Here is a 20,113-nt window from a genome sequence, read left to right as displayed (position 1 = left end):
GCTCGGTTAACTGCAAACTGATTGTGTTTTCGGCAAAAGCTCTGTGGACTTAGCAGGATGATTCCGTCGCAACGCTATTAGCTCGGCCAAAATGGCAATGGCAATTTCCGGTGGTGTACGACTGCCAATCGGCAAACCCACCGGTCCATGTAAACGTTCAATTTCTGTTGCTGATAAATCAAACATCGCCAGGCGTTTACGGCGGTTGGCATTATTTTTTTTGCTACCCAGCGCTCCAACATAAAAAGCAGCTGATTTGAGGGCTTCGAGTAAGGCCATATCATCAAGCTTCGGATCGTGGGTTAACGCCACAATGGCAGTATGCGCATCAGGTTGCATTGCCAAAACGGCATCATCGGGCATCATATTAAGCAGCACTACATCATCAGTATCCCAACTTTCACACATGGCTTCTCTCGGCTCACAAACGGAGACCTGATAATCCAGCGCCTGTGCCATATTGGCCAGGTAAGCCGAAGTCTGTCCGGCACCAATAATCAACAGCCGCCACCTTGGTCCATACACAACCGAAAGTTGCTTTTCGTTTATTTGTACAACCACATCCGTCGCATTGGCATCAGTACAATGACTCACCAATGTAGAAAGCTGTAAATCACGTTTAATCAAACGATGACTGTTTATCGCATGGCGTACTTGATCGACCCAGAGGGTGTCGGTAACCGGTTCAACAACCAGTTCCAGTGTACCGCCACAGGGTAAATTAAATCGCTGTGCCTCTTCCCGGGTCACACCATAGACCATTAATTCGGCTTGATTGCGAGGTAATTCGCCAGACTGAGCCTTGCTAACCAGATCATCTTCAATACAACCGCCTGATACCGAACCAACTAACACGCCGTCTTCGCGTAAAACCAGCATCGCTCCAGGTTGACGTGGACTGGAACCGAAGGTTTTCACAACGGTCACCAGCCATAGAGTTAAATCGGCTTCCAGCCATTTCTGCATTGCTTTAAAAACCGATAAATCAACACTGTCCATGCTCAGCTTTCCAATTGATAACGGATCGGTAAATCGCGGATGCGCTTACCGGTGGCAGCAAAAATGGCATTACATAAAGCAGGTGCAATTGGCGGCAGTCCCGGCTCTCCAACCCCGCCTAGCGGCGTATTGAAATCTTCGGCCGGTAACAAATGCACATGAACTTCGCGAGGCGACTCATTCATTCTGGAGACTTGATAACTATCAAAATTATCTTGCTGAACCGCACCATCTTTAAAACTGATTTCACCTACCATCGCCAGGCTGATACCCATGATGCAGGCACCTTCCATTTGTGAACGTATTCGCTCCGGATTTACTTGTGGCCCACAATCTACAGCAATATCGATTCGTGGAATGGTTAAGTCGCCATCCTCAGAGACTTCTACTTCAACAATTGCCGCAGTATAGGTGACAAAACTGTAATGGGTCGCCAGTCCAAGGCCTCTGCCTGCAGGTAAATCACGTCCCCAGTTGGCCTTTTCACAAACCGCCTCCACAACACGGCGTAATCTTCCCGTATCCAGCGGATACTCCTCTGGTGATTCGCCGTAGTTCCACTCATCTTTTAATTCAACCGGATCAATTTTTCGAGCAGGGCCAATCAGATCCAATAAAAAGGCTTTATGGTCTTGTCCTAATTCATCAGCCATTTCCGCAATAAACGATTGGATAGCAAAGGCGCGCGGAATATTGGCCACCGATCGGAACCAGCCAATACGGGTATGCGCTTTAGCGGCAGGATTTTCCAGTTGAATATTATCAATGGCAAAGGGAATATTCATCACCCCCATGCCCAGCTCAATGGGCATCTGATGCACGGAAGACGCATCAAAAGTCGAAGAAATTGACGGCGCCACAGTGCGATGTAACCAACCTGTGGTTTTACCATCAGCATTTACTGCCGCTTCAAGATGTTCAATCGAAACCGTGTGCAGGTAGCCATTATGTAAATCGTCTTCGCGACTCCAGGTGACCTGTACAGCACGCCCATCCATTGCTTTGGAAAGCAAGGCCGCTTCGACCAGATAATCGGGCTTGGATTTACGGCCAAAACCACCACCCAGCAATGTGACATGAACGGTGACATCATCAGAAGATATATCCAGCCATTTAGCGACTGTGTCTTTACTGGCTTGGGGCGCCTGAGTCGGGGCCCAGACTTCACATTTTCCATTCTGAATTCTTGCAGTGGCAACCGGTGGCTCCATCGGTGCCTGCGATAAATGCGGGATGTAATAATCTGCCTTGAAGGTTTTATCAGCGGTTTCTAATGCTTTGCTCACATCACCACTGCTGCGCAACACTTTGCCGCCGGAAGATGAAGCGGATTTAAGCATCTGCTGACGGTATTCATCAGTGTTATAGCTGGCATTTTCGCCATGTTCCCACTCGATTTTCAGTTTTTCACGGCCCTGCATGGCTGCCCAAGTATTTGCAGCAATGACGGCAATGCCACCAAGAGGATTAAAAACTGCTGGCGGTGGACTGCCTTCCAGTGTCACTACCTTAATAACGCCCGGGACTTTCATCGTCTCAGAGTCATCAAATGACTTTACCTTGCCACCATAGACGGGAGGGCGGGCAATCACCGCATGCACCATACCGTCAACCTGAACATCAATACCGTATATAGCCTTGCCAGTAACAATATCTTCACCGTCAATCAACTTGGTGGATTGCTTACCGATATAGCGAAACTTATCCGCTGGTTTTAACTGCAGTTTTTCACGTTCAGGCACATCCAACGCCGCTGCCGCTTTGGCAAGTTCACCGTAACCGATAGTTTTGCCAGAGGATTGATGTTTGATCTGATGATTTTCAGCAAATACTTCATCTACCCCAACCCCCCAATGTGCGGCGGCGGCAGCTTCCAGCATCATTCTGGCGGCGGCTCCGACATTTCGCATCGGCATAAAGAAGTGTCTGACGCTGCGGGAGCCATCCGTATCCTGATTACCATAGCGTTCCTCATCACCGGGCGCCTGGATGACCTTTACCCGATCCCAGTCGGCTTCCAGTTCATCAGCCACCACCATCGGTAAGCTGGTCCGCACGCCCTGCCCCATTTCTGCACGATGACAGACGATCGTGACCGTACCGTCCTCCGCAATTGCCACAAATACCAAGGGATTATCCACCCAGCCATTTGGCATCGCATCACGACCATATTTGGGCGTTTCTTCATCTTCTGCAAAACCGGAAAAAGGCATACCGACAGCCAGCACAAAGCCTGTCAGGGCAAATCCTTTTAACAGATTGCGACGACTGATATTGGTGATTTCAGTTTGCAGACTTTCGTTTTTAAGTGGCTTGTTCATTGTGCACCTCCGCTTTTTGTGGCGGCTAATTTAATGGCATCACGTATTCGGTTATAGGTGCCACAACGACAGATGTTGCCACTCATCGCATTATCAATATCGTCATCACTGGGGTTGGAATTGTTCTGTAGTAATGCTGTTGCGGAGACCACTTGACCCGACTGACAGTAACCACATTGCGGTACCCCAAGCTCAACCCAGGCCTGTTGAATGGCCCGGCCGATTTTATCTTCACTTACCGCTTCAATGGTAACGATCTGTTTGTCTTGTGCAGCACTGATCGGTGTAGAGCAAGAACGGATGGGCTGGCCATCCAGCATTACTGTACAGGCACCGCATAATGCTTTGCCGCAACCGAATTTAGTACCTGTCATGCCCAGCACATCTCGTAAAGTCCAAAGAATCGGCATTTCTTCAGGCAAATTGACTTCATGACTTGCGCCATTGATCGATAATTTCATGGTGAATTTCCTGTTGTGATCTGAAACTGGAGGTCCTTCGCAGACCATTTATAACTGACAACGCTATCAGCTAAAGATTATCGTTTGATTAAGGACTTTTTCCTGTCTGAAAAAAGACAACAAACACCTGATTTTAATCGTTAAGATTTGTTTACCATCGACTCAACCATCCCATTCACAATCCGGGCCGCTTCATCTGTCTTGGTTCCACGGAACGTTGAAACCAGAAGTTTGGCTTCATTATAGGCAGTATCAATTTCCTGCCGGAACAATTCACGAAAACGTTTTCCGCCCATAATAAAAGAACCCTGCTGCTGAGCAATCTGATCGAAAATCTGGCTTTCTGTGGCATTGTGACTTTGTACAATTAACTGGCCAGCCAGGCGACTGAAAACGGGAACCGCCATAACAAAAGTAATCAGTTTATTCACTTCTCGAGGGTTTCGCTGTTTCCAGTATTGTGCATAGGATGCGATCTTACGAAAGGTTCGCCAATCCACTTCCGTCAGATGCGCTATTGGCCCTGATGGCTGGGCACCATTAAACAAATGATCCAGATCGACGCAAAATGCGTGATAGTCAGGTAAAGCCGCGGAAGCTAACTGAGTAGCAATATTGGCAATATCAGCCTCAAGCTCTTCGCGTGGTTCTAATGTTCTTTCATAGAAGATAACTGCTGAGTGATATTGCTGGGTTATGCCATCCTGCCAAAAACGAATAGCCTTGAGCTTCGGATGAAATTCAGCAATAACCGCCACGGATGCAAAAAGTTGATCTAACTTGTCCATATCACCCAATCATCGTCAGAGTTAATGTCATCATTATCCTTTGAGACTAATCATGGCAAACAATGTTCAGATTACATATAAAAAATCCCGATGGAAACCACCGGGATTTAAGGAGCTTTCAAGCAGTTTTTTTTAGTTTAAAGCACTTAAGGCGGCTTCATAATCGGGCTCATCCGCGGTTTCTGCAACCTGTTCGGTATAGATGACTTTTCCGTTTTCATCGATAACAACAACAGCACGGGATAACAAACCTTTCAGCGGACCAGTTTTGGCTGTCACACCATAGTCTTCCCCAAAGCTGGAACGAAATGCTGAGCCAACCTCCACATTATTAAGACCTTCAGCACCACAAAAACGGGCAAGAGCAAAAGGCAAATCTTTCGAAATACAAACAACTTTGGTGTTATCAAGCGCTGTGGCTTTTTGATTAAATTGACGCACTGACATCGCACAAGTGTCTGTGTCTATCGATGGAAAAATATTCAGCACAATTCGACCATTCAGATCGGATAAATTCAAATCCGACAGGTCATCTTTTACCACTGAAAAGCCGGGAGCCTTGTCACCCACTTTTGGCAGATTTCCAACGGTTTCAAACGGATTGCCTTTCAAAGTTACGGTTGCCATGTTGTTTCTCCTTTTTTTGTTATCAAACAGATCGGCGAGCCTACACCCAAGCCGAGAGAAGTCAAATTAACCAGGGCTTGTTGATCTTTCATAGCCGCCTCTGTTGTGACTGAAAATGCACCAATCAAGGCGCAAGGAGTGTAGTTTGTGAGATACATCCGTGTATCTCACCCCTTCGGGGCTGACGCTCAAAAACGTTTATCTCCATGGATGGAGTGTATGCAAAAGCAATGTCTGGAACATTGCTTGTCCCGGCGGTTTTGTAGTCGTTCTAAATAAACGACGAGCAACACAGGCCGGCGCGCGCCTCCCTGGCGCGCCGGCATACAGTCCATCCGTGGACATAAGTGTTGCATTTTCAGCCACAACAGAGGCGGCTATGAAAGATCAACAAGCCTTCGGGTGAAGCTAACATATTCCTATGAATGATTGATTAATACAGGATAAAGACCAAAAAACCGAGTATAAACAATGTTATATATTTTTATATTTTGGCTAAATAGCGGGCAAAATTCCCGTTCCAGACTGATGTATAGTCATAAAACTTGTTGCAGATGATTTCGGGAGGCAAATTGTTATGGCCAGTGTATTGAAAACCACTCATCACGGCGGTTGTCCACATGATTGCCCTGATACCTGTTCGATGGTCTATGAAGTTGAAAATGGTCAGTTAATCTCTGTCCGGGGTAATGCTGACCATCCAATGACCCGTGGCGGCTTGTGCGTCAAACTCAAAGACTACGAAAAACGTCATTACCATCCCGAACGTGTTTTACATCCCATGCGTCGAACCGGCCCCAAGGGCAGTGGCCAGTTTGAACAAATCAGCTGGGATGAAGCACTCACCGAAATCACCGATCGCTGGAAAGCGATTATTGATGAATATGGGCCTCAGGCCATCATTCCTTATAGTTATCTTGGTAATCAGGGACTGGTTCATGGCCTGAATGGCGGCGATGCTTTCTTTAATAAAATGGGCGCGACCGTTTGTGAACGTACCTTTTGTGGTGAAGGCTCGTGTACCGCCTGGCTGTTAACCGTTGGTCCAACTGCTGGCGTGGATCCGGAAAGCTTTATTCATTCTAAATACATCATTATCTGGGGCTGCAATTCCGTCAGCACTAATCTGCATCACTGGCATATCGTTAAAGATGCTCAGAAACGCGGTGCCAAAGTCATTGTTATTGATCCTTACAAATCCAAAACAGCCAAAGAAGCCGATTGGCATATTGCCCCCAAACCGGGCACTGATGGTGCGCTTGCTATGGCAATGATGCACACCATCATTGAGGAAGGATTAGTCGATCAGGATTATGTAGATAACTATACTGTTGGATATGCCGAACTGGCTGAACGCGCTAAACAACGAACACCAGAATGGGCTGAAGATATTACCGGAGTAAGCGCTCACGATATTCGACAGCTTGCTCGCGAATTTGCCACCACTCAACCTGCAGCCATTCGTCTGGGGGTTGCCTTGGAACGTAATTATGGTGGAGGTCAGGCCATTCGGGCTATCAGCTCCTTACCGGCATTAGTCGGCGCATGGCGACATGTTGGGGGTGGCGCTTTACAATTCCCGGTATGGGAACACCCCTATAAATTTGATGTTATCTGTCGTCCCGATTTAATTCCGGAAGGCACTCGGGTGATTAATGCGATTCAGATTGGCCGGGCCTTAACCAATGAAATGAATCTTGATATTCCGATCAAATCGATGATGTGCTGGAATGCCAATCCTGTTACTCAGGCGGCTGAAACAGACAAAATCGTGGCGGGACTCATGCGGGAAGATTTATTTCTGGTATCGGCGGAACATTTTCTATCTGACACCGCTTCATTTGCCGATATCGTTTTGCCTGCATCAATGGGTGCTGAAATGGAAGATATGGTGTTGTCATGGGGTCATCTCTATCTCACCTACAATGAAAAATGTGTTGATTCGCCCGGTGAAGCCATTCCGAACAATGAAATCTTCCGCCGCCTTGCTGCCAAAATGGGCTATGAAGAAGAAAATTTCAAATGGAACGATAGTGAATGTCTGGAAAACTATGTGGACTGGGACTCTCCAGCCTGTGAAGGCATTGATTTAGCCTATCTGCGTGAACATGGTTTTGCACGACTTAATGTGGGTACCAGAGACAATCGGGCACCACATAAGGTCGGAAATTTTCCAACAGCTTCCGGCAAATGTCATTTCCGTATTGATGATGCCACCAACTTTGTTGCCGGCCCGTTCAGACAGATGTATGACGGCTTTCAACCTGGTGAACCGCTGGATAGCCTACCTGACTACGTGGCTTCAAGAGAAACGCCTCAGTCTAATCCTGAACTGGCTAAACGTTTCCCGCTGAATATCATTTCTCCGAAGAGTCATGGCTTCTTGAATTCCTGTTACGCCAATATGGATAATAAACTCAAAGCACAAGGCGATCAGTTTGTGATGATAAGTGCTGTAGATGCCGATCTGCGGCAGATCCAGCAGGGAGATACTGTTCGGGTATTTAACGACCGGGGTGGTTTTGATGCCAAGGCACAAATCACTGAAGATGTCGGCCCGGGAATTGTTGTAGCAACCCTTGGGTACTGGCGGCAACGAAATAACGGTACGGTAAACTGCGTCAGCTCAGCTGAGTTTGTTGATATGGGGCATGCACCCACCTTTACCGATAACCTAGTGCAGGTAGAGGCAATTAGATAAACCTCACCCTAGAAGTTCAGCGGATGTCCTGATTAGGATATCCGCTTTTATTTATTCTGTATCAGCATCCTGATTGGCTACTGTAATCGCTTCTTCACGTTGTTCGATAGCCATTGTTTCCAGCAGTTTTCCCATTGATTGCATCAGCCAGTAACAGGCATAAATCCGGTCATAATAGACTTCGGTATAGTCAATTCCGGCGCTAAGCAATTCATTCTCACTATCCAATAAATCCAGTAAGGTTCGTTGTCCTACGCGAAATTGAAGCGCATAAGCCTCACGGGTTTTTTCTGCAGCTTCAACACGCTGTTCTAATCCGGGTAACCGGCGTTCCGCGTTTTCAAGTGCATTCCATGCAAGACGAACATCCAGTTCAATTTCCCGTTTTGCCCGGTTAATCAGTTCTTTCTGCTGTTCACTTAAATGTTCAATTTGCTCAACCCGAGCCTTGTCCGCACCACCATTCAGCAAATTATATTGCAGCCGGAACATCGCATAGAGGCCTTTATCCTGGCCAGATACGCCATCAAGATTATTGTCTGCAGAAGCACCCAAGTCCAGATCTATTCGCGGATGAAACGCCGACTTTGCAGCGTTTTCCTGTGCCAGAGAAGCCTCATGATTCGCCAGCGCCGTCCGCAAGGTAGGATGTTGGTTAAAAGCAATATTAACCGCATCATCCAAAGTGGCTGGTGCTTTGTCACAGCAGTCATCACCCGGATTGGTAATATTTTCGGGCATCACGCCAACAACTCGCTGAAAGTTGGTTCTGGCATCTTCGATATTACCAAGCTGTGATTCGAGATTGGACTTTGACAGAGCCAATCGTGCCTGAGCCTGATCAACATCTGCCCGACGGCCTACACCACTCTCGGAACGCTGTTGAATTTGTGAAAAAATCGTTTCATGTGATTGCAGATTGGTTTGCGTCAGTTCCAATAGATCCTGCCGACGCAATACATCCAGATAGGCCCCAATCGCCTGCAAACTGGTTCGTTCGGAAATATCGGTTACCGCAAAACCCGCTGAATCAGCAGAAGCGGTAGTACGGTCAACTTCGCTTTTGGTATAAAACCCATCGTACAACATTTGCTTAGCTGTAATGCCAGCCTCACCACGAGTCAGTGTTTCGCTTCCCGGGCGTGTAGCAGGATTTTTGGTATATTCACGCCCATACCCCAAATTCAGGTCAACTTGCGGAGCGTAACCGGCACGGGCTTGATCAATCGTTTTATCAACACTCAGTCGTCGATTGGCTTCGGCCAGAATTTCCGGATTACTCTGTATCGTCTGCTCAACTGCCTGAACCAAAGTCTGTGCCATAAGTGGCGCGTGAAATACCGTCAAGCCGGTAAAGAAGGAAGTACAAAGCGCCAGTAATTTAAAGTTTTTGTTCATTTATCCAACACTCCATCAGCGAACGTCGATTTCAACACGTCGATTCCTTGCCTCAGCAACTTCATCGGCTGTTTCAATGAACAACTCTGATTCGCCCATGCCTTTAGTGGTAATAATATTTTCGGGTATACCCCGACGGATAAGCTCTTGCTGAACTCGTTGCGCGCGACGTTCTGACAAACCTATATTGTATTTTTCAGCGCCCATAGTATCAGTATGTCCGATTACAATCGCCTCAGCAATTTGGCGGGATTTTATTTCATCAAACACTTTTTGAGCAGCTCTTTCTGATTCCGGGGTAAACGTGCTCGTATCAAAAATAAAATATAAACGAGCTCGATATGGTTCTGCGGGTAAGGCCGCCATCGCTGGCGCCATAACAGGATCTGGTTCAACCGGTTTGGCGCAGAAAGGTGATTCTCCCTCTGCCAGCTCCAGTGGCGCTTCAATCTGCTGTCGAATTTCAGAGGTGGGCGTTTCAGGCCCAAATGTATTGACCGCACTACTGTATACGCTACACCCTGAAATCATTGCGTAAATGAACAGTAAACATAAGGTTCGAAATATATTTGTCAGCATCATGGCGCTTCTTTAATGAGTTGATTAACTTTTACGGATAATGTTGAACATGAAGCCGCCAGCATCGTGGTTGGAGTATGCACTTTAATGGCATCAAGGTTTTTTGCCGTTAATTTCCCTCCCACTAATGCGAGTGTTCCATTTTCTACAGATAAATCTGCCAGTCCCCTTTGGGTGACGTTATCAAACTGATAAACATCAATTGAGAACAGGGTATTTGGACCTGCACCCAGGCGGGTATCGTCGCTAAACAAAATCCCCACACTACTATCGCTGTCCGTTTGCAGTTTGTCAGCAATGTGGATTTCATCGCCCAAAACAACCTTAACCGGTTCACCCGCTCGGATCAGTTGTACGTTTCCCACTAATGTCTTTACGACTCCTACACTTTGCGCGTGCAATGCCGACGAAAATAGCAGTGAGCATGATAATAGAGTTAACGCTATTTTTTTTGACAACATCATTCTTTAACCATCCATTGGTCAAACCAGTTTGAGTTTTCAGCTAAAGCTTATGGCGAAACAAATCCCATTAATTTTATTGCTCAGCCTTGTATGAGGCCTATGGCTCGAAAGGCTATCGCCAACACTATGTGAACTCTGTCACATTTTTTAAGATTTGAACACATTCTAACAACAAAAATTAGCTTTGGATTTACTTGTTAATTTTGCGGCATCTTCTTATCTAGCAAAAAATAACTCTTTTGATTTGACTGCAACCAAATTGATCGGCATTAATAGACGCAGGGTGAAGAAAATACAATAAACAAATGTAGCTATAACGTTGGGAATGACTGAAAGCGATGTCCCACCGCTCGATCTATACATTAAAGATTGAACTTTGCTTCAGTCTTTTTTCAACTCCATTTCAATTGAATTAAGGAAATATGTATGAAAATTACAGCAGCATTTTTATCGTTATTTTTTATCTTCGGCTTATCGGCCTGCAACACCATCGAAGGTGCAGGTAAAGATGTAGAGGCAGCAGGCAGTGCAGTAGAAGAATCAGCAAGAGAAAATAAAAACTACTAGGTTTTGTATAATGATAAAGCCCGGCTGACACTTAAAGTTAGCCGGGCTTTTTTTATGATTGCTGATTAATGCTTCAGAATAACGTACAGGGCGTGAATAATGCCTGGAATGAACCCCAGCAGTGTGAGCAAGATACTTAACCAGAAATGCCCTTTAAAGCCAACTTCCAGAAATACCCCTAAAGGCGGAAGTAAAATAGCAAACAGAATTTTGATTGGATCGGTCGCGGTAAAAGCCATTGTGTTTCCTTTGATTTGCTTTGTTGATTACTCCATTGGGTTTAATTATAGACACACTTCAGTAATCCACCTTAACCTGTGTTTAATCAAAGCATAAATGACTTCCCACCTGGCTGTTGCTTAACCTATCATGATCAGATTTGTATCTGACAAATAAATGAAGGATTACCCCGTGGATAAACCTGAAGAAACACAAAAGCCTTCACTAGATGATGAAACTCTGGCACTGGCGCAACAGCTGTTTGACCTCGCCCGCCAGGGTAATGTCGAAGCATTAAGAAAACCGCTGGAACTGGGCTTGGCTCCCAATATTCGTGACAGAAATGGCAACAGCCTGTTAATGCTGGCCGCCTATAATGGGCATGAAACGATGACCCGACTTTTACTACAACACGGTGCCGATCCGGAACTGGCTAATTTACGCCACCAATCACCGCTGGCAGGTGTCGCTTTTAAAGGATATGTAAATATTGCTCGAATACTGATAGAACATGGTGCTGATGTTAATGCCACCACCCCAGATGGAAAAACATCTCTGATGTTTGCAGCTATGTTCAATCAAACAGCAATGATGGAATTATTACTCTCTCATGGTGCTAATGCTGATTTTCAGGCGGCCGATGGCATGACGGCCATGAGTCTGGCTCAATCAATGAATGCTCAGGACAGTATTCAGCTATTGTCCAATCGTTAGTCATTGTCCATAAGCATAACTTTTTCTTATACGCTTCATAAAAATATCTAACTTCTTTTTATCAAAAAAATATGCCTAAACTGCCTATGGTTTTATTCAGACAAGGTCGATGCTGACTTAAATTCAGTTTCAGCTCCAGTCCTCTTTAAGAAACCATCAGATTTGCAAAGATAAAAAGGTAGGCTTATGGCGTTAATATCAATGCGACAACTGTTGGATTATGCTGCTGAACAACAGTTTGCGATTCCAGCTTTTAATGTCAGTAATATGGAACAGGTCCAGGCTATTATGCAGGCAGCCGACGCCGTCGACAGTCCTGTCATTCTGCAGGGATCGGCTGGTTCACGTTCTTATGCCGGCGAACCCTTTCTGCGTCATCTGATTCTGGCTGCGATAGAACAATATCCACATTTGCCTGTGGTGATGCATCAGGATCATGGATCCGAGCCTGCAGTCTGTGCACGCTCTATCCAATCCGGCTTTAGCTCAGTGATGATGGATGGCTCTTTGATGAGCGATATGAAAACACCTTCGTCTTTTGACTATAACGTCGATGTTACCCGAAGAGTGGTTGAAATGGCGCATGCCTGTGGTGTTTCTGTGGAAGGCGAACTTGGCTGTCTGGGTTCCCTGGAAACCGGAATGATGGGTGAAGAAGATGGCCATGGTTCTGATGACAAACTGGATCACAGTCAGTTATTGACTGATCCGGATGAAGCTGTTGAATTCATCAGACAAACGCATGTCGATGCGCTGGCTGTTGCCATCGGTACCAGCCATGGTGCCTATAAATTCAGCAAGCCACCAACAGCTGATGTTTTAGCCATCAGTCATCTGCAAAAGCTTCAACAACGCCTGCCAAATACGCATTTTGTCATGCATGGTTCCAGTTCAGTCCCGCAGGACTGGCTGCAAATCATTAATAATTATGGTGGTGATATTGCTCAAACCTATGGTGTGCCGGTTGAAGAGATCGTCTCAGGCATTAAATTTGGCGTACGCAAAGTCAATATTGATACCGATTTACGTATGGCCACCACTGGTGCAATTCGACAGTATCTGGGCCAGCCGGAACATGCCAGCGATTTTGACCCCCGTAAATTCTATAAAGCCGCTACCACGGCAATGCAGGCTATCTGCCAATCCCGCTATGAAGCTTTCGGTAGTGCCGGGCATGCCAGCAAAATCAAAGTGATTTCACTGGAAAAAATGGTGAAACGTTATGCCTCCGGAGAGCTTTCCCCAAAAGGTATCTGATTTCTCTCGGTAACAAATCTCTGCCTTTTTACTTTGGCATTGGCAGTAAATGGCGTAACCGTTTTTTAAGGATAACAACCATGAAGCCACATATCAGCTTGACCCAATTTATCATTGAGCAACAACGCAGCATTCCCAACGCATCTGGTGATTTCACCATGTTACTGAGTGATATTGCCAGTGCTTGCAAGCGTATTGCACATGCCGTCAGCCGTGGTGCAATGACGGGTCAGCTTGGCAGTGCCGAGAGTGAAAATGTGCAAGGTGAAACTCAAAAACAATTGGACATTATTACCAACGACATCATGGTTGATGCGCTGGAGTGGACCGGCCACCTGAGTGGCATGGTCTCTGAAGAAATCGATGAGCCGATTGCCATACCCGGGCATTTCCCCAAGGGAAAATATCTTGCTCTGTTTGATCCGTTGGATGGATCCTCGAATATTGATATCAACCTGACAGTGGGCACTATCTTTTCAATATTAAAGGGTCGCGAAGGCTGTAATGCCAGCCTGGAAGATTTTCTCCAATCAGGCAGCCAGCAGGTGTGTGCGGGTTTTGTATTATATGGTCCTTCAACCCTGATGATTCTGACTACTGGACATGGCGTTAATGGCTTTACGCTGGATCCGGATATCGGGGAATTCGTGCTGACCCATCGCAATATGACCATTCCCGAAGATTCGCAGGAATTTGCCATCAATATGTCCAACCAGCGTTTCTGGGAAGCATCTGTGCAACGTTACATTGATGAATGCATGCAAGGCCGGCAAGGTCCCCGCGGCAAGGATTTTAATATGCGCTGGGTCGCTTCCATGGTCGCTGAGGCTTATCGAATTCTGACCCGTGGCGGCATCTTCCTTTACCCGCTTGATCAGCGTGAGCCAGATAAAGGCGGCAAATTGCGGTTGATGTATGAAGCCAATCCCATTGGCTTTATTATTGAGCAGGCCGGAGGTCTTTGCTCAACGGGTCGACAACGTATTCTGGATATTCAGCCTGAGAGTATTCATCAACGTGTACCAGTCATTCTCGGCTCAAAAAATGAAGTTGAACGGGTGATTGATTACCATCTGCAAAAGTAAACAGAACCATTGTTCAAAATCGTTTTATCTAAGGTGTAAACATTATGCGTAAACCACTGGTGGCCGGAAATTGGAAAATGAACAATCCAACCGAAAGCCCGCGAACATTACTCCAGAATATTTTACACAGCGCCCATATGCTCGACAGCATCCTGTCCAGCAGTGAGAACGCTTTACCAATAGATATCGCTCTGTTTCCGCCATCGGTGTATCTCAGAGAAGCACAGGAAGTCCTGTCCGGTTCCAGACTTCAATGGGGCACCCAAAATGTCTCAGCCTACGATGAAGGGCCTTATACCGGTGAGATTTCGGCTTCAATGATTAAAGGCTTTGGTTGTCACTACGTTTTAATTGGCCACTCGGAACGTCGTTGCCTGTATGAAAAGTTGGAACTCGATCAGTATGTTTTAGATCAGATCGTCGCTGAAAAGTATGCCCAGGCAATCAACAATGATCTCACCCCGATTATCTGTATTGGCGAAACCGAAGATGACTATGAGTCAGGCAAAACAGAAGAAGTGATTGCTCGCTTACTGGATGTTTTAATTGCTCATAAAGGTCCAAAAGCATTAGCCAATGTTGTGCTGGCCTATGAACCTGTCTGGGCTATCGGCTCCGGCAAATCCGCTACCCCGGAATGGGCTCAGAGTGTACACAGCTTTATGCGCCAACGAATTGCCAGACATGATGTAGCCAGCAGTGAAACTGTTCGAATTATTTATGGTGGTAGCGTTAAAGCCCATAATGCTGCAGCAATCTTCTGCCAAGCAGATGTTGACGGAGGCCTTATCGGTGGCGCCTCACTCGACGCTGAGCAATTTATTCAAATCTGCTTTGCCGCGACTCAATCCTACACTTGCCAGCCCGGCCATATTAGCATCCAATCAATAAAAAAGCCTTAGCGCTAAAATTAACGCTAAGGCTTTGATTTAATTGGTGGGCCCACCAGGACTCGAACCTGGGACCAAGGGATTATGAGAATTATGGGCCTAAACTTGAAATTCTTTGATAGTCTTTTAATATCATTCACTTAACTCATTTTCGCACGTAATCGAGTTTGACATTTTTTGCATAAAATCGCTATTATTTGAGCGCTACTGTCTACATAGTGTCTACATGGGGCCCAAAGGGATTTTTTACAAAGACTAGGATTCAAACACGTGCAAAAACCTTCATACACAAGCCATATCATATTGTTTTTAAATACAAATATCTCATGTAGACACACATGAGGATCACAAAATCATTTGTAGACAAGACGCTTCCACCCACACCAAAACCTGGTCAAGTGTCTACACAGAGCTTCTATCGAGACGATTCTATTCCTGGCTTTGCTCTGAGAATTACCAGTAATGGGGCTAAATCCTTCATCGTTGAAAAACGCATTAATGGCCGTGTTAAACGCATTACGTTGGGTCGCTACGGTAATTTAACCGTTGAACAAGCACGTACCCAAGCGATGAACATTTTAGGGCAAGTCGCCACAGGCAGAGATCCCCTATCAGAAAAAAGAGAAAAGAATGCTCGTTCCATTACCTTGATAGAAGTCTTTCGAGATTACTTAGCCACTCGTAAAGATCTCAGTGATAGCACTATTCATGATTACACCCGACACATAAATGCATCATTTGCTGATTGGCAGACAAAACCCATTGCTGAAATTACTAAAGATATGGTGGAAAAACGGCATAGAGAGTTAGGCAAAAAAAGCCATGCTAGAGCTGACGGATCTATGAGAGTTTTAAAAGCTTTTATCAACCATGCCAAAAACAAATTTGAAGATGCGAATGGTAACCCGATCATTTTGGTTAATCCGGTTGAACGTCTGAGCCAAATTCGAGCCTGGTACAAAGTTGAGAGACGTAAAACGCTTATTAAAGCTCATCAGCTATCGGCCTGGTATCAAGCCACGCTTCAACTAAACTATGAAACAACCAGAGATTATCTGCATTTTCTGTTGTTTACTGGCCTAAGACGCTCAGAAGCAGCAAAACTACAATGGCATCAAATTGATTTTGAAGACCTGACATTCACCATTGAAGAAACGAAGAATGGAGAAGCTCACACGCTCCCCTTATCTGATTTTTTAGAGGCATTACTTCGAAGAAGATACGAATCCAGACAAGGTTATTATGTATTTCCAAGTGACTCGAAAACTGGTTACATTCAAGATCCGCGTAAGTCTTTACTTCGCGTTTCTGAATTGTCAGGAGTAGACTTTACACTTCACGACCTTAGAAGAACGTTCCTTACGATTGCAGAAAGTATCGATATTCCTGCCTATGCTTTGAAACGATTAGTCAATCATAAAGATCCAAGAGATGTTACAGCAGGCTATATAATCAGTAATGTTGATAGACTAAGAGAGCCAATGCAAAAAATAACTGACTCACTCTTATCATTCATGAATAATAACCAGAATGGAAACCAAAAAAGAGGGATCTCTGATGACTTTTGATATTGCTTTTTACTCACTTCTAATTGGAATTGTTGGTTCGGTATTGGCTAAATATATTTCCCCGCCTATAGAGAAGCTATTGAGTAACCAATTTAAAAAGCTCAGAGGTAGGTTTATTGCTAAAAAGGAATTGAGAACACGACTAATTGAAGAAATTGCTTCTGATGGCACGCTTCTCCAATTGGCAGCCATGCGATCCTACTTCATAGATATGTTTTTTATGCTCGCATTCATCGCATATCTAGCACTCCCTCCGCTTAGTTTGGCTAACATGGTTGGCTCTCTTGGTTTTGGATTTATGGCTATGGCTGCGGCATATAAGGGTGGGAAATTACGCAAATTAGTAAATGAAGCAAAAAAACAATACCAAAAAAACCTTCAGGAAAGTAAGCAAGCTAATACAAATCTACAATCATGAATCCTTCATTAGAAGATCCTTTCCTAAACATTTTGTTCTTCTAAATTTTTGAGTGTTCTTCCAGAATCATCACACCAGTGATTTCGACCATTAATAGAATAGCCAACAATGACTGCCGCAGCTTGTGAAGGGCTAGTAAAAAGTTGATTCGAAGTAAAAATTAGTTTTCCGCCGTGTTCAGTAATTATTCCCGAAGAAACTAGCTCATCTCTAAGTTTTTTATAGCCATTACCAAGACTTTCTCTGGTATTACTGGATAACTGCGACCCTTTTAAGACAACAATTCCCTCATCACTAATTTCTGCGAAAGCTAATATTCCAGAAACATTCAATCTAAGTTTTAAATTCAAAATATCTTGCTCAGGCTTGGGAATAACAACTTGCTGAGCTTCATTTTCATGTCCTGCGGGAGCTTCGAGGACTTTGTGGCCAACCACTCCAAGCAGTGTTCGTAAATTACCGATAAATTCTTCCATCGAATCCCTATCACCACGAGGTAAAACTGGCAGTTGTGGGCCGTTTCCATTTTGAAGCACATATCGATTCGCTGATTTCGCAAGACTAAGCAACCTTGATTCGAGGTATTTCACATGAGCCTTAGTCAGATTTTCATCTTTGCTCGTGAAAAAAACTATTTCGTTCCAGAAGTCTTTATTAAGCGCATGGTTTTGTAGCCTGTCGTATACATTTTCAGCTTCTCCAATATATGCAGCCTGTCTACCTGATTCTTCGTCCACACCGAATAAGAAATAAACACCAGGCTTTTTAGATTCAGGCCACTCACTAAGCGTTTTAATTTGCGTTCTAGGAGATGAAATCGCTTGTCCTGTCCAATTCACAATCTCAGCATGCTTTATCCCCGTGATCGCACCATCGTCCAAATAAATTCTGATAGTACGTCCAATACCCATATTTTCTTCCTAGTGTCGAATTACTGCATATTATGCATTGTGCTAGTAGATCCCATTTTGCGCAAAAACATTTTCAAAATGGTCAAAAATTAACCAAAAATAAAAATAATTCCCTTATAAGAGATTTGAAAAATAACTGTTGGATCTAGTTGTTTTTCGATTGAGGATGTTTCCGTCAGTTTAATTCACACGGAGATAACCAGATGACAAATGAACAACTTTTAAATTCACAACAAGCAGCAGACTATTTAGGTGTTAGTAGAGCATTCTTAGAAAGGGATAGATGGGCAGGAGCAAAAATACCGTTTATTAAAATTGGAAGTAGAGCTGTTAGGTATCGTCAAAGCGATCTTGAAAGCTACGTTGAACAACAAGTTCGTTTATCTACCTCTCATCAAGGAGGTAAATAACTGTGCAGACCATGTTTCTTCATGAAATGAATGAAAGCCTGTTTAAGAAAGCTATAAACAAGCTACTTTGCTCATTTTTTCGAGTTGCTTATAAGCAAAATTTTCTTATAAGGGATTATTCCTCTCTAAAAGGGGGTATTTGTTATGCATTCCTTTAAAGAAAAGTCAGATGAATTTCCTTATATGGACTGGGGTGAACCTAATCCTATAGTGACCACGACACCCAGCGTGATGAGCATGACGGAAGAGCTTATGCCTGACGCTTTGAAAGATTGGTTAGTCGATGTGAGTCACAGAATGCAGACGCCTGCAGATTTTTCAACAATATCAGCCTTAGTTATTTTTAGTTCAGTAATTGGTTCCGGCTGCGGCATTAGACCAAAACAAGAGGATGATTGGGAGGTGATCCCAAATCTATGGGGTACATGTATTGGACAGCCTTCTGTTGTGCTCAAAACACCAAGTATGCAAGAAGCCTTGCGGATGCTTGAAAACCTACAAGCTAAACATGGTGAAAAATTTGAAAATGAGAAAGGCTTTTATAAGGCTGAAGAACTACAGAGGGAATTTGAAATAAAAGATATTGAAAAAAGAATTCAGAAGCTTTCTAAGGGAAACGGCGTCACCGGTACGGTAGATGCTGATGCAATGGCTGTATTAAAACATGATTATGCTGAAATTTATAAACAGTCTCAAGAACCACCTAAGAGGCGACTATTTAAGGCAAATGAAACCACCATTCAGGGCATGACCCTTATTCAGAAGCAAAATGAACGCGGTTTACTGGTTTTTAGAGATGAATTAACTGCTCTGCTTGTAAGATGGGATCGCGAAGAGCATGCAGATGAAAGGGCATATTTTCTAGAAGGCTGGAACGGAAATGGCAGTTACACCGACGTGAAAATTTCCAGGGGACTTACTGAGGTAAGCAATATTTGTATTAGCTTACTCGGAGGCATTCAGCCTGACAAACTTAAACGATACCTGTATCAAGCAACCCAAGGGAATAATGATGGGCTTTTACAGCGCCTTCAGCTAGCAGTATGGCCGGAATTACCTAAAACATGGATACTTGTCGATAGAAAACCTTATAAAGCAGCTAAGGATAAAGTACAGAACATTCTTGAAAAACTTTCTGAAATCAATTTTAGAGACCTTGGAGCATGGGCTGACGATGATGAAAGTAGACCGTATTTTCGTTTTGATATAGAGGCACAATCTGTATTTAACAAATGGTTAACTCGCTTACAAACAGAAAAAATTGCTAATGAAGATAATCCTTTAATGCAAGAGCATTTTGGAAAATACCGTTCTTTAATGCCCGCCTTAGCTCTTGTATTTCATTGCATAGATTGCATCGATAAGGGGTTTAAGGGCTCTATCAAATCAGCCACAGCTGAACTTGCTATTAATGTGTGTGAGTATTTAGAAACTCATGCAAGAAAAATATATGCAGTAGCTGAAAAGCCTGAAGTAGCTGCAGCAATTAAGTTGTGTGGCAAGATCAAAGATAAAGCTTTACCCAGCCCATTTACTGCAAAAAATGTATATAACAAAGGTTGGTTTGGATTAAAAGACAGAGAAGAGGTTGAAGGTGCTTGCCAGATATTAATAGAAAATAACTGGATTGCGATTGAAGTTCGTGAAACGAGTCAGCAAGGTGGCAGACGACCTCTACCATATTACAAAATTAATCCTGTATTTTTATAACCGACTCGAACGGGCCATCTAAACCA

At 44.4% G+C, this 20,113-nt stretch carries 20 protein-coding genes; 10 read left to right on the top strand and 10 right to left on the bottom strand.

What is annotated here, in order from left to right; all coding sequences use genetic code 11:
- Nucleotides 1–6 precede the first annotated feature (6 nt).
- The 5 genes from B2W60_RS10000 to tpx form a co-directional block, all read right to left on the bottom strand.
- Nucleotides 7–999, bottom strand: coding sequence for an XdhC family protein (locus tag B2W60_RS10000; protein ID WP_292360973.1), 993 nt, complete (start codon nt 997–999; stop codon nt 7–9).
- Nucleotides 1,000–1,001: 2 nt separating this feature from the next.
- The gene (locus B2W60_RS09995; RefSeq protein WP_292360974.1) at nt 1,002–3,320 is read right to left on the bottom strand and encodes a xanthine dehydrogenase family protein molybdopterin-binding subunit; all 2,319 of its coding nucleotides are present in this window, start codon (nt 3,318–3,320) and stop codon (nt 1,002–1,004) included.
- Nucleotides 3,317–3,781 (bottom strand): (2Fe-2S)-binding protein, encoded by a 465-nt coding sequence (locus B2W60_RS09990; RefSeq protein WP_292360976.1) that lies wholly within the window; start codon nt 3,779–3,781, stop codon nt 3,317–3,319. Before B2W60_RS09990 ends, B2W60_RS09995 begins: the two co-directional genes overlap by 4 nt.
- 140 nt (nt 3,782–3,921) lie before the next feature.
- The gene (locus tag B2W60_RS09985; RefSeq protein ID WP_292360978.1) at nt 3,922–4,569 is read right to left on the bottom strand and encodes a hypothetical protein; all 648 of its coding nucleotides are present in this window, start codon (nt 4,567–4,569) and stop codon (nt 3,922–3,924) included.
- 132 nt (nt 4,570–4,701) lie between these two features.
- Nucleotides 4,702–5,196 carry a thiol peroxidase gene (tpx, locus tag B2W60_RS09980; RefSeq protein WP_292360980.1) on the bottom strand — a complete coding sequence of 165 codons (495 nt, stop codon included), beginning with the start codon at nt 5,194–5,196 and terminating at the stop codon, nt 4,702–4,704.
- Nucleotides 5,197–5,773: 577 nt separating this feature from the next.
- Between tpx and B2W60_RS09975 the strand changes: the two genes are divergently transcribed.
- Complete coding sequence (locus B2W60_RS09975) at nt 5,774–7,897, top strand: molybdopterin-containing oxidoreductase family protein (protein WP_292360982.1); 2,124 nt, start codon at nt 5,774–5,776, stop codon at nt 7,895–7,897.
- A gap of 51 nt (nt 7,898–7,948) precedes the next feature.
- Here B2W60_RS09975 and B2W60_RS09970 read toward each other — a convergent pair whose 3' ends face one another.
- Genes B2W60_RS09970 through B2W60_RS09960 form a run of 3 tightly spaced genes read right to left on the bottom strand, consistent with a single transcriptional unit; the run spans nt 7,949 to nt 10,338 of the window.
- A complete protein-coding gene (locus B2W60_RS09970; RefSeq protein ID WP_292360984.1) occupies nt 7,949–9,295 on the bottom strand; it encodes a TolC family outer membrane protein in 1,347 nt (448 codons plus the stop codon).
- Between the two features lie 15 nt (nt 9,296–9,310).
- On the bottom strand, nt 9,311–9,877 hold the full coding sequence (locus B2W60_RS09965; protein ID WP_292360986.1) for an OmpA family protein: 567 nt from the start codon (nt 9,875–9,877) through the stop codon (nt 9,311–9,313).
- Nucleotides 9,874–10,338 carry an iron dicitrate transport regulator FecR gene (locus B2W60_RS09960; RefSeq protein ID WP_292360987.1) on the bottom strand — a complete coding sequence of 155 codons (465 nt, stop codon included), beginning with the start codon at nt 10,336–10,338 and terminating at the stop codon, nt 9,874–9,876. The genes B2W60_RS09965 and B2W60_RS09960 overlap by 4 nt, the downstream gene beginning before the upstream one ends.
- Before the next feature lie 426 nt (nt 10,339–10,764).
- On the opposite strand from B2W60_RS09960, the gene B2W60_RS09955 reads away from it, so the two are divergent.
- Entirely contained in the window at nt 10,765–10,905 is a 141-nt protein-coding gene (locus B2W60_RS09955; protein WP_292360989.1) for an entericidin A/B family lipoprotein, read from the top strand.
- 65 nt (nt 10,906–10,970) lie between these two features.
- Here the strand turns inward: B2W60_RS09955 and B2W60_RS09950 are convergent, their stop codons facing one another.
- Nucleotides 10,971–11,144: a YqaE/Pmp3 family membrane protein gene (locus B2W60_RS09950; RefSeq protein ID WP_014705602.1), complete on the bottom strand. Its 174-nt coding sequence runs from the start codon at nt 11,142–11,144 to the stop codon at nt 10,971–10,973.
- Nucleotides 11,145–11,316: 172 nt separating this feature from the next.
- Here B2W60_RS09950 and B2W60_RS09945 point away from each other — a divergent pair, with 172 nt between their 5' ends.
- The 6 genes from B2W60_RS09945 to B2W60_RS09920 all read left to right on the top strand — a co-directional run bounded on the left by B2W60_RS09945 (nt 11,317) and on the right by B2W60_RS09920 (nt 17,056).
- Nucleotides 11,317–11,838 (top strand): ankyrin repeat domain-containing protein, encoded by a 522-nt coding sequence (locus B2W60_RS09945; RefSeq protein WP_292360991.1) that lies wholly within the window; start codon nt 11,317–11,319, stop codon nt 11,836–11,838.
- Between the two features lie 186 nt (nt 11,839–12,024).
- Complete coding sequence (gene fba / locus B2W60_RS09940; protein WP_292360993.1) at nt 12,025–13,095, top strand: class II fructose-bisphosphate aldolase; 1,071 nt, start codon at nt 12,025–12,027, stop codon at nt 13,093–13,095.
- 80 nt (nt 13,096–13,175) lie between these two features.
- Entirely contained in the window at nt 13,176–14,180 is a 1,005-nt protein-coding gene (locus B2W60_RS09935) for a class 1 fructose-bisphosphatase (RefSeq protein WP_292360995.1), read from the top strand.
- 44 nt (nt 14,181–14,224) lie between these two features.
- Nucleotides 14,225–15,082, top strand: a complete 858-nt coding sequence (gene tpiA, locus B2W60_RS09930; RefSeq protein ID WP_292360997.1) for a triose-phosphate isomerase — start codon at nt 14,225–14,227, stop codon at nt 15,080–15,082.
- Nucleotides 15,083–15,408: 326 nt separating this feature from the next.
- A complete protein-coding gene (locus tag B2W60_RS09925) occupies nt 15,409–16,638 on the top strand; it encodes a tyrosine-type recombinase/integrase (protein WP_292360999.1) in 1,230 nt (409 codons plus the stop codon).
- Nucleotides 16,628–17,056 carry a hypothetical protein gene (locus B2W60_RS09920; protein ID WP_292361000.1) on the top strand — a complete coding sequence of 143 codons (429 nt, stop codon included), beginning with the start codon at nt 16,628–16,630 and terminating at the stop codon, nt 17,054–17,056. The genes B2W60_RS09925 and B2W60_RS09920 overlap by 11 nt, the downstream gene beginning before the upstream one ends.
- A 23-nt stretch (nt 17,057–17,079) precedes the next feature.
- Here B2W60_RS09920 and B2W60_RS09915 read toward each other — a convergent pair whose 3' ends face one another.
- Nucleotides 17,080–17,967 carry a GIY-YIG nuclease family protein gene (locus B2W60_RS09915; RefSeq protein WP_292361002.1) on the bottom strand — a complete coding sequence of 296 codons (888 nt, stop codon included), beginning with the start codon at nt 17,965–17,967 and terminating at the stop codon, nt 17,080–17,082.
- Nucleotides 17,968–18,170: 203 nt separating this feature from the next.
- Here B2W60_RS09915 and B2W60_RS09910 point away from each other — a divergent pair, with 203 nt between their 5' ends.
- Nucleotides 18,171–18,377 (top strand): helix-turn-helix transcriptional regulator, encoded by a 207-nt coding sequence (locus B2W60_RS09910; RefSeq protein WP_292361004.1) that lies wholly within the window; start codon nt 18,171–18,173, stop codon nt 18,375–18,377.
- Between the two features lie 144 nt (nt 18,378–18,521).
- Entirely contained in the window at nt 18,522–20,087 is a 1,566-nt protein-coding gene (locus tag B2W60_RS09905) for a YfjI family protein (RefSeq protein WP_292361005.1), read from the top strand.
- The last annotated feature ends 26 nt before the right edge of the window (nt 20,088–20,113 follow it).

This window comes from Methylophaga sp. UBA2496 (assembly GCF_002341635.1).
In the GTDB taxonomy this organism is placed as follows: Bacteria; Pseudomonadota; Gammaproteobacteria; order Nitrosococcales; family Methylophagaceae; genus Methylophaga.
This window is presented reverse-complemented; position numbering and strand designations above follow the sequence as displayed.

Coding starts and splice junctions, on each gene's coding strand:
- B2W60_RS10000 (WP_292360973.1), bottom strand. CDS start 999: ATGGACAGTGTTGATTTATCGGTTTTTAAAGCAATGCAGAAATGGCTG.
- B2W60_RS09995 (WP_292360974.1), bottom strand. CDS start 3,320: ATGAACAAGCCACTTAAAAACGAAAGTCTGCAAACTGAAATCACCAAT.
- B2W60_RS09990 (WP_292360976.1), bottom strand. CDS start 3,781: ATGAAATTATCGATCAATGGCGCAAGTCATGAAGTCAATTTGCCTGAA.
- B2W60_RS09985 (WP_292360978.1), bottom strand. CDS start 4,569: ATGGACAAGTTAGATCAACTTTTTGCATCCGTGGCGGTTATTGCTGAA.
- tpx (WP_292360980.1), bottom strand. CDS start 5,196: ATGGCAACCGTAACTTTGAAAGGCAATCCGTTTGAAACCGTTGGAAAT.
- B2W60_RS09975 (WP_292360982.1), top strand. CDS start 5,774: ATGGCCAGTGTATTGAAAACCACTCATCACGGCGGTTGTCCACATGAT.
- B2W60_RS09970 (WP_292360984.1), bottom strand. CDS start 9,295: ATGAACAAAAACTTTAAATTACTGGCGCTTTGTACTTCCTTCTTTACC.
- B2W60_RS09965 (WP_292360986.1), bottom strand. CDS start 9,877: ATGATGCTGACAAATATATTTCGAACCTTATGTTTACTGTTCATTTAC.
- B2W60_RS09960 (WP_292360987.1), bottom strand. CDS start 10,338: ATGATGTTGTCAAAAAAAATAGCGTTAACTCTATTATCATGCTCACTG.
- B2W60_RS09955 (WP_292360989.1), top strand. CDS start 10,765: ATGAAAATTACAGCAGCATTTTTATCGTTATTTTTTATCTTCGGCTTA.
- B2W60_RS09950 (WP_014705602.1), bottom strand. CDS start 11,144: ATGGCTTTTACCGCGACCGATCCAATCAAAATTCTGTTTGCTATTTTA.
- fba (WP_292360993.1), top strand. CDS start 12,025: ATGGCGTTAATATCAATGCGACAACTGTTGGATTATGCTGCTGAACAA.
- B2W60_RS09935 (WP_292360995.1), top strand. CDS start 13,176: ATGAAGCCACATATCAGCTTGACCCAATTTATCATTGAGCAACAACGC.
- tpiA (WP_292360997.1), top strand. CDS start 14,225: ATGCGTAAACCACTGGTGGCCGGAAATTGGAAAATGAACAATCCAACC.
- B2W60_RS09925 (WP_292360999.1), top strand. CDS start 15,409: ATGAGGATCACAAAATCATTTGTAGACAAGACGCTTCCACCCACACCA.
- B2W60_RS09920 (WP_292361000.1), top strand. CDS start 16,628: ATGACTTTTGATATTGCTTTTTACTCACTTCTAATTGGAATTGTTGGT.
- B2W60_RS09915 (WP_292361002.1), bottom strand. CDS start 17,967: ATGGGTATTGGACGTACTATCAGAATTTATTTGGACGATGGTGCGATC.
- B2W60_RS09910 (WP_292361004.1), top strand. CDS start 18,171: ATGACAAATGAACAACTTTTAAATTCACAACAAGCAGCAGACTATTTA.
- B2W60_RS09905 (WP_292361005.1), top strand. CDS start 18,522: ATGCATTCCTTTAAAGAAAAGTCAGATGAATTTCCTTATATGGACTGG.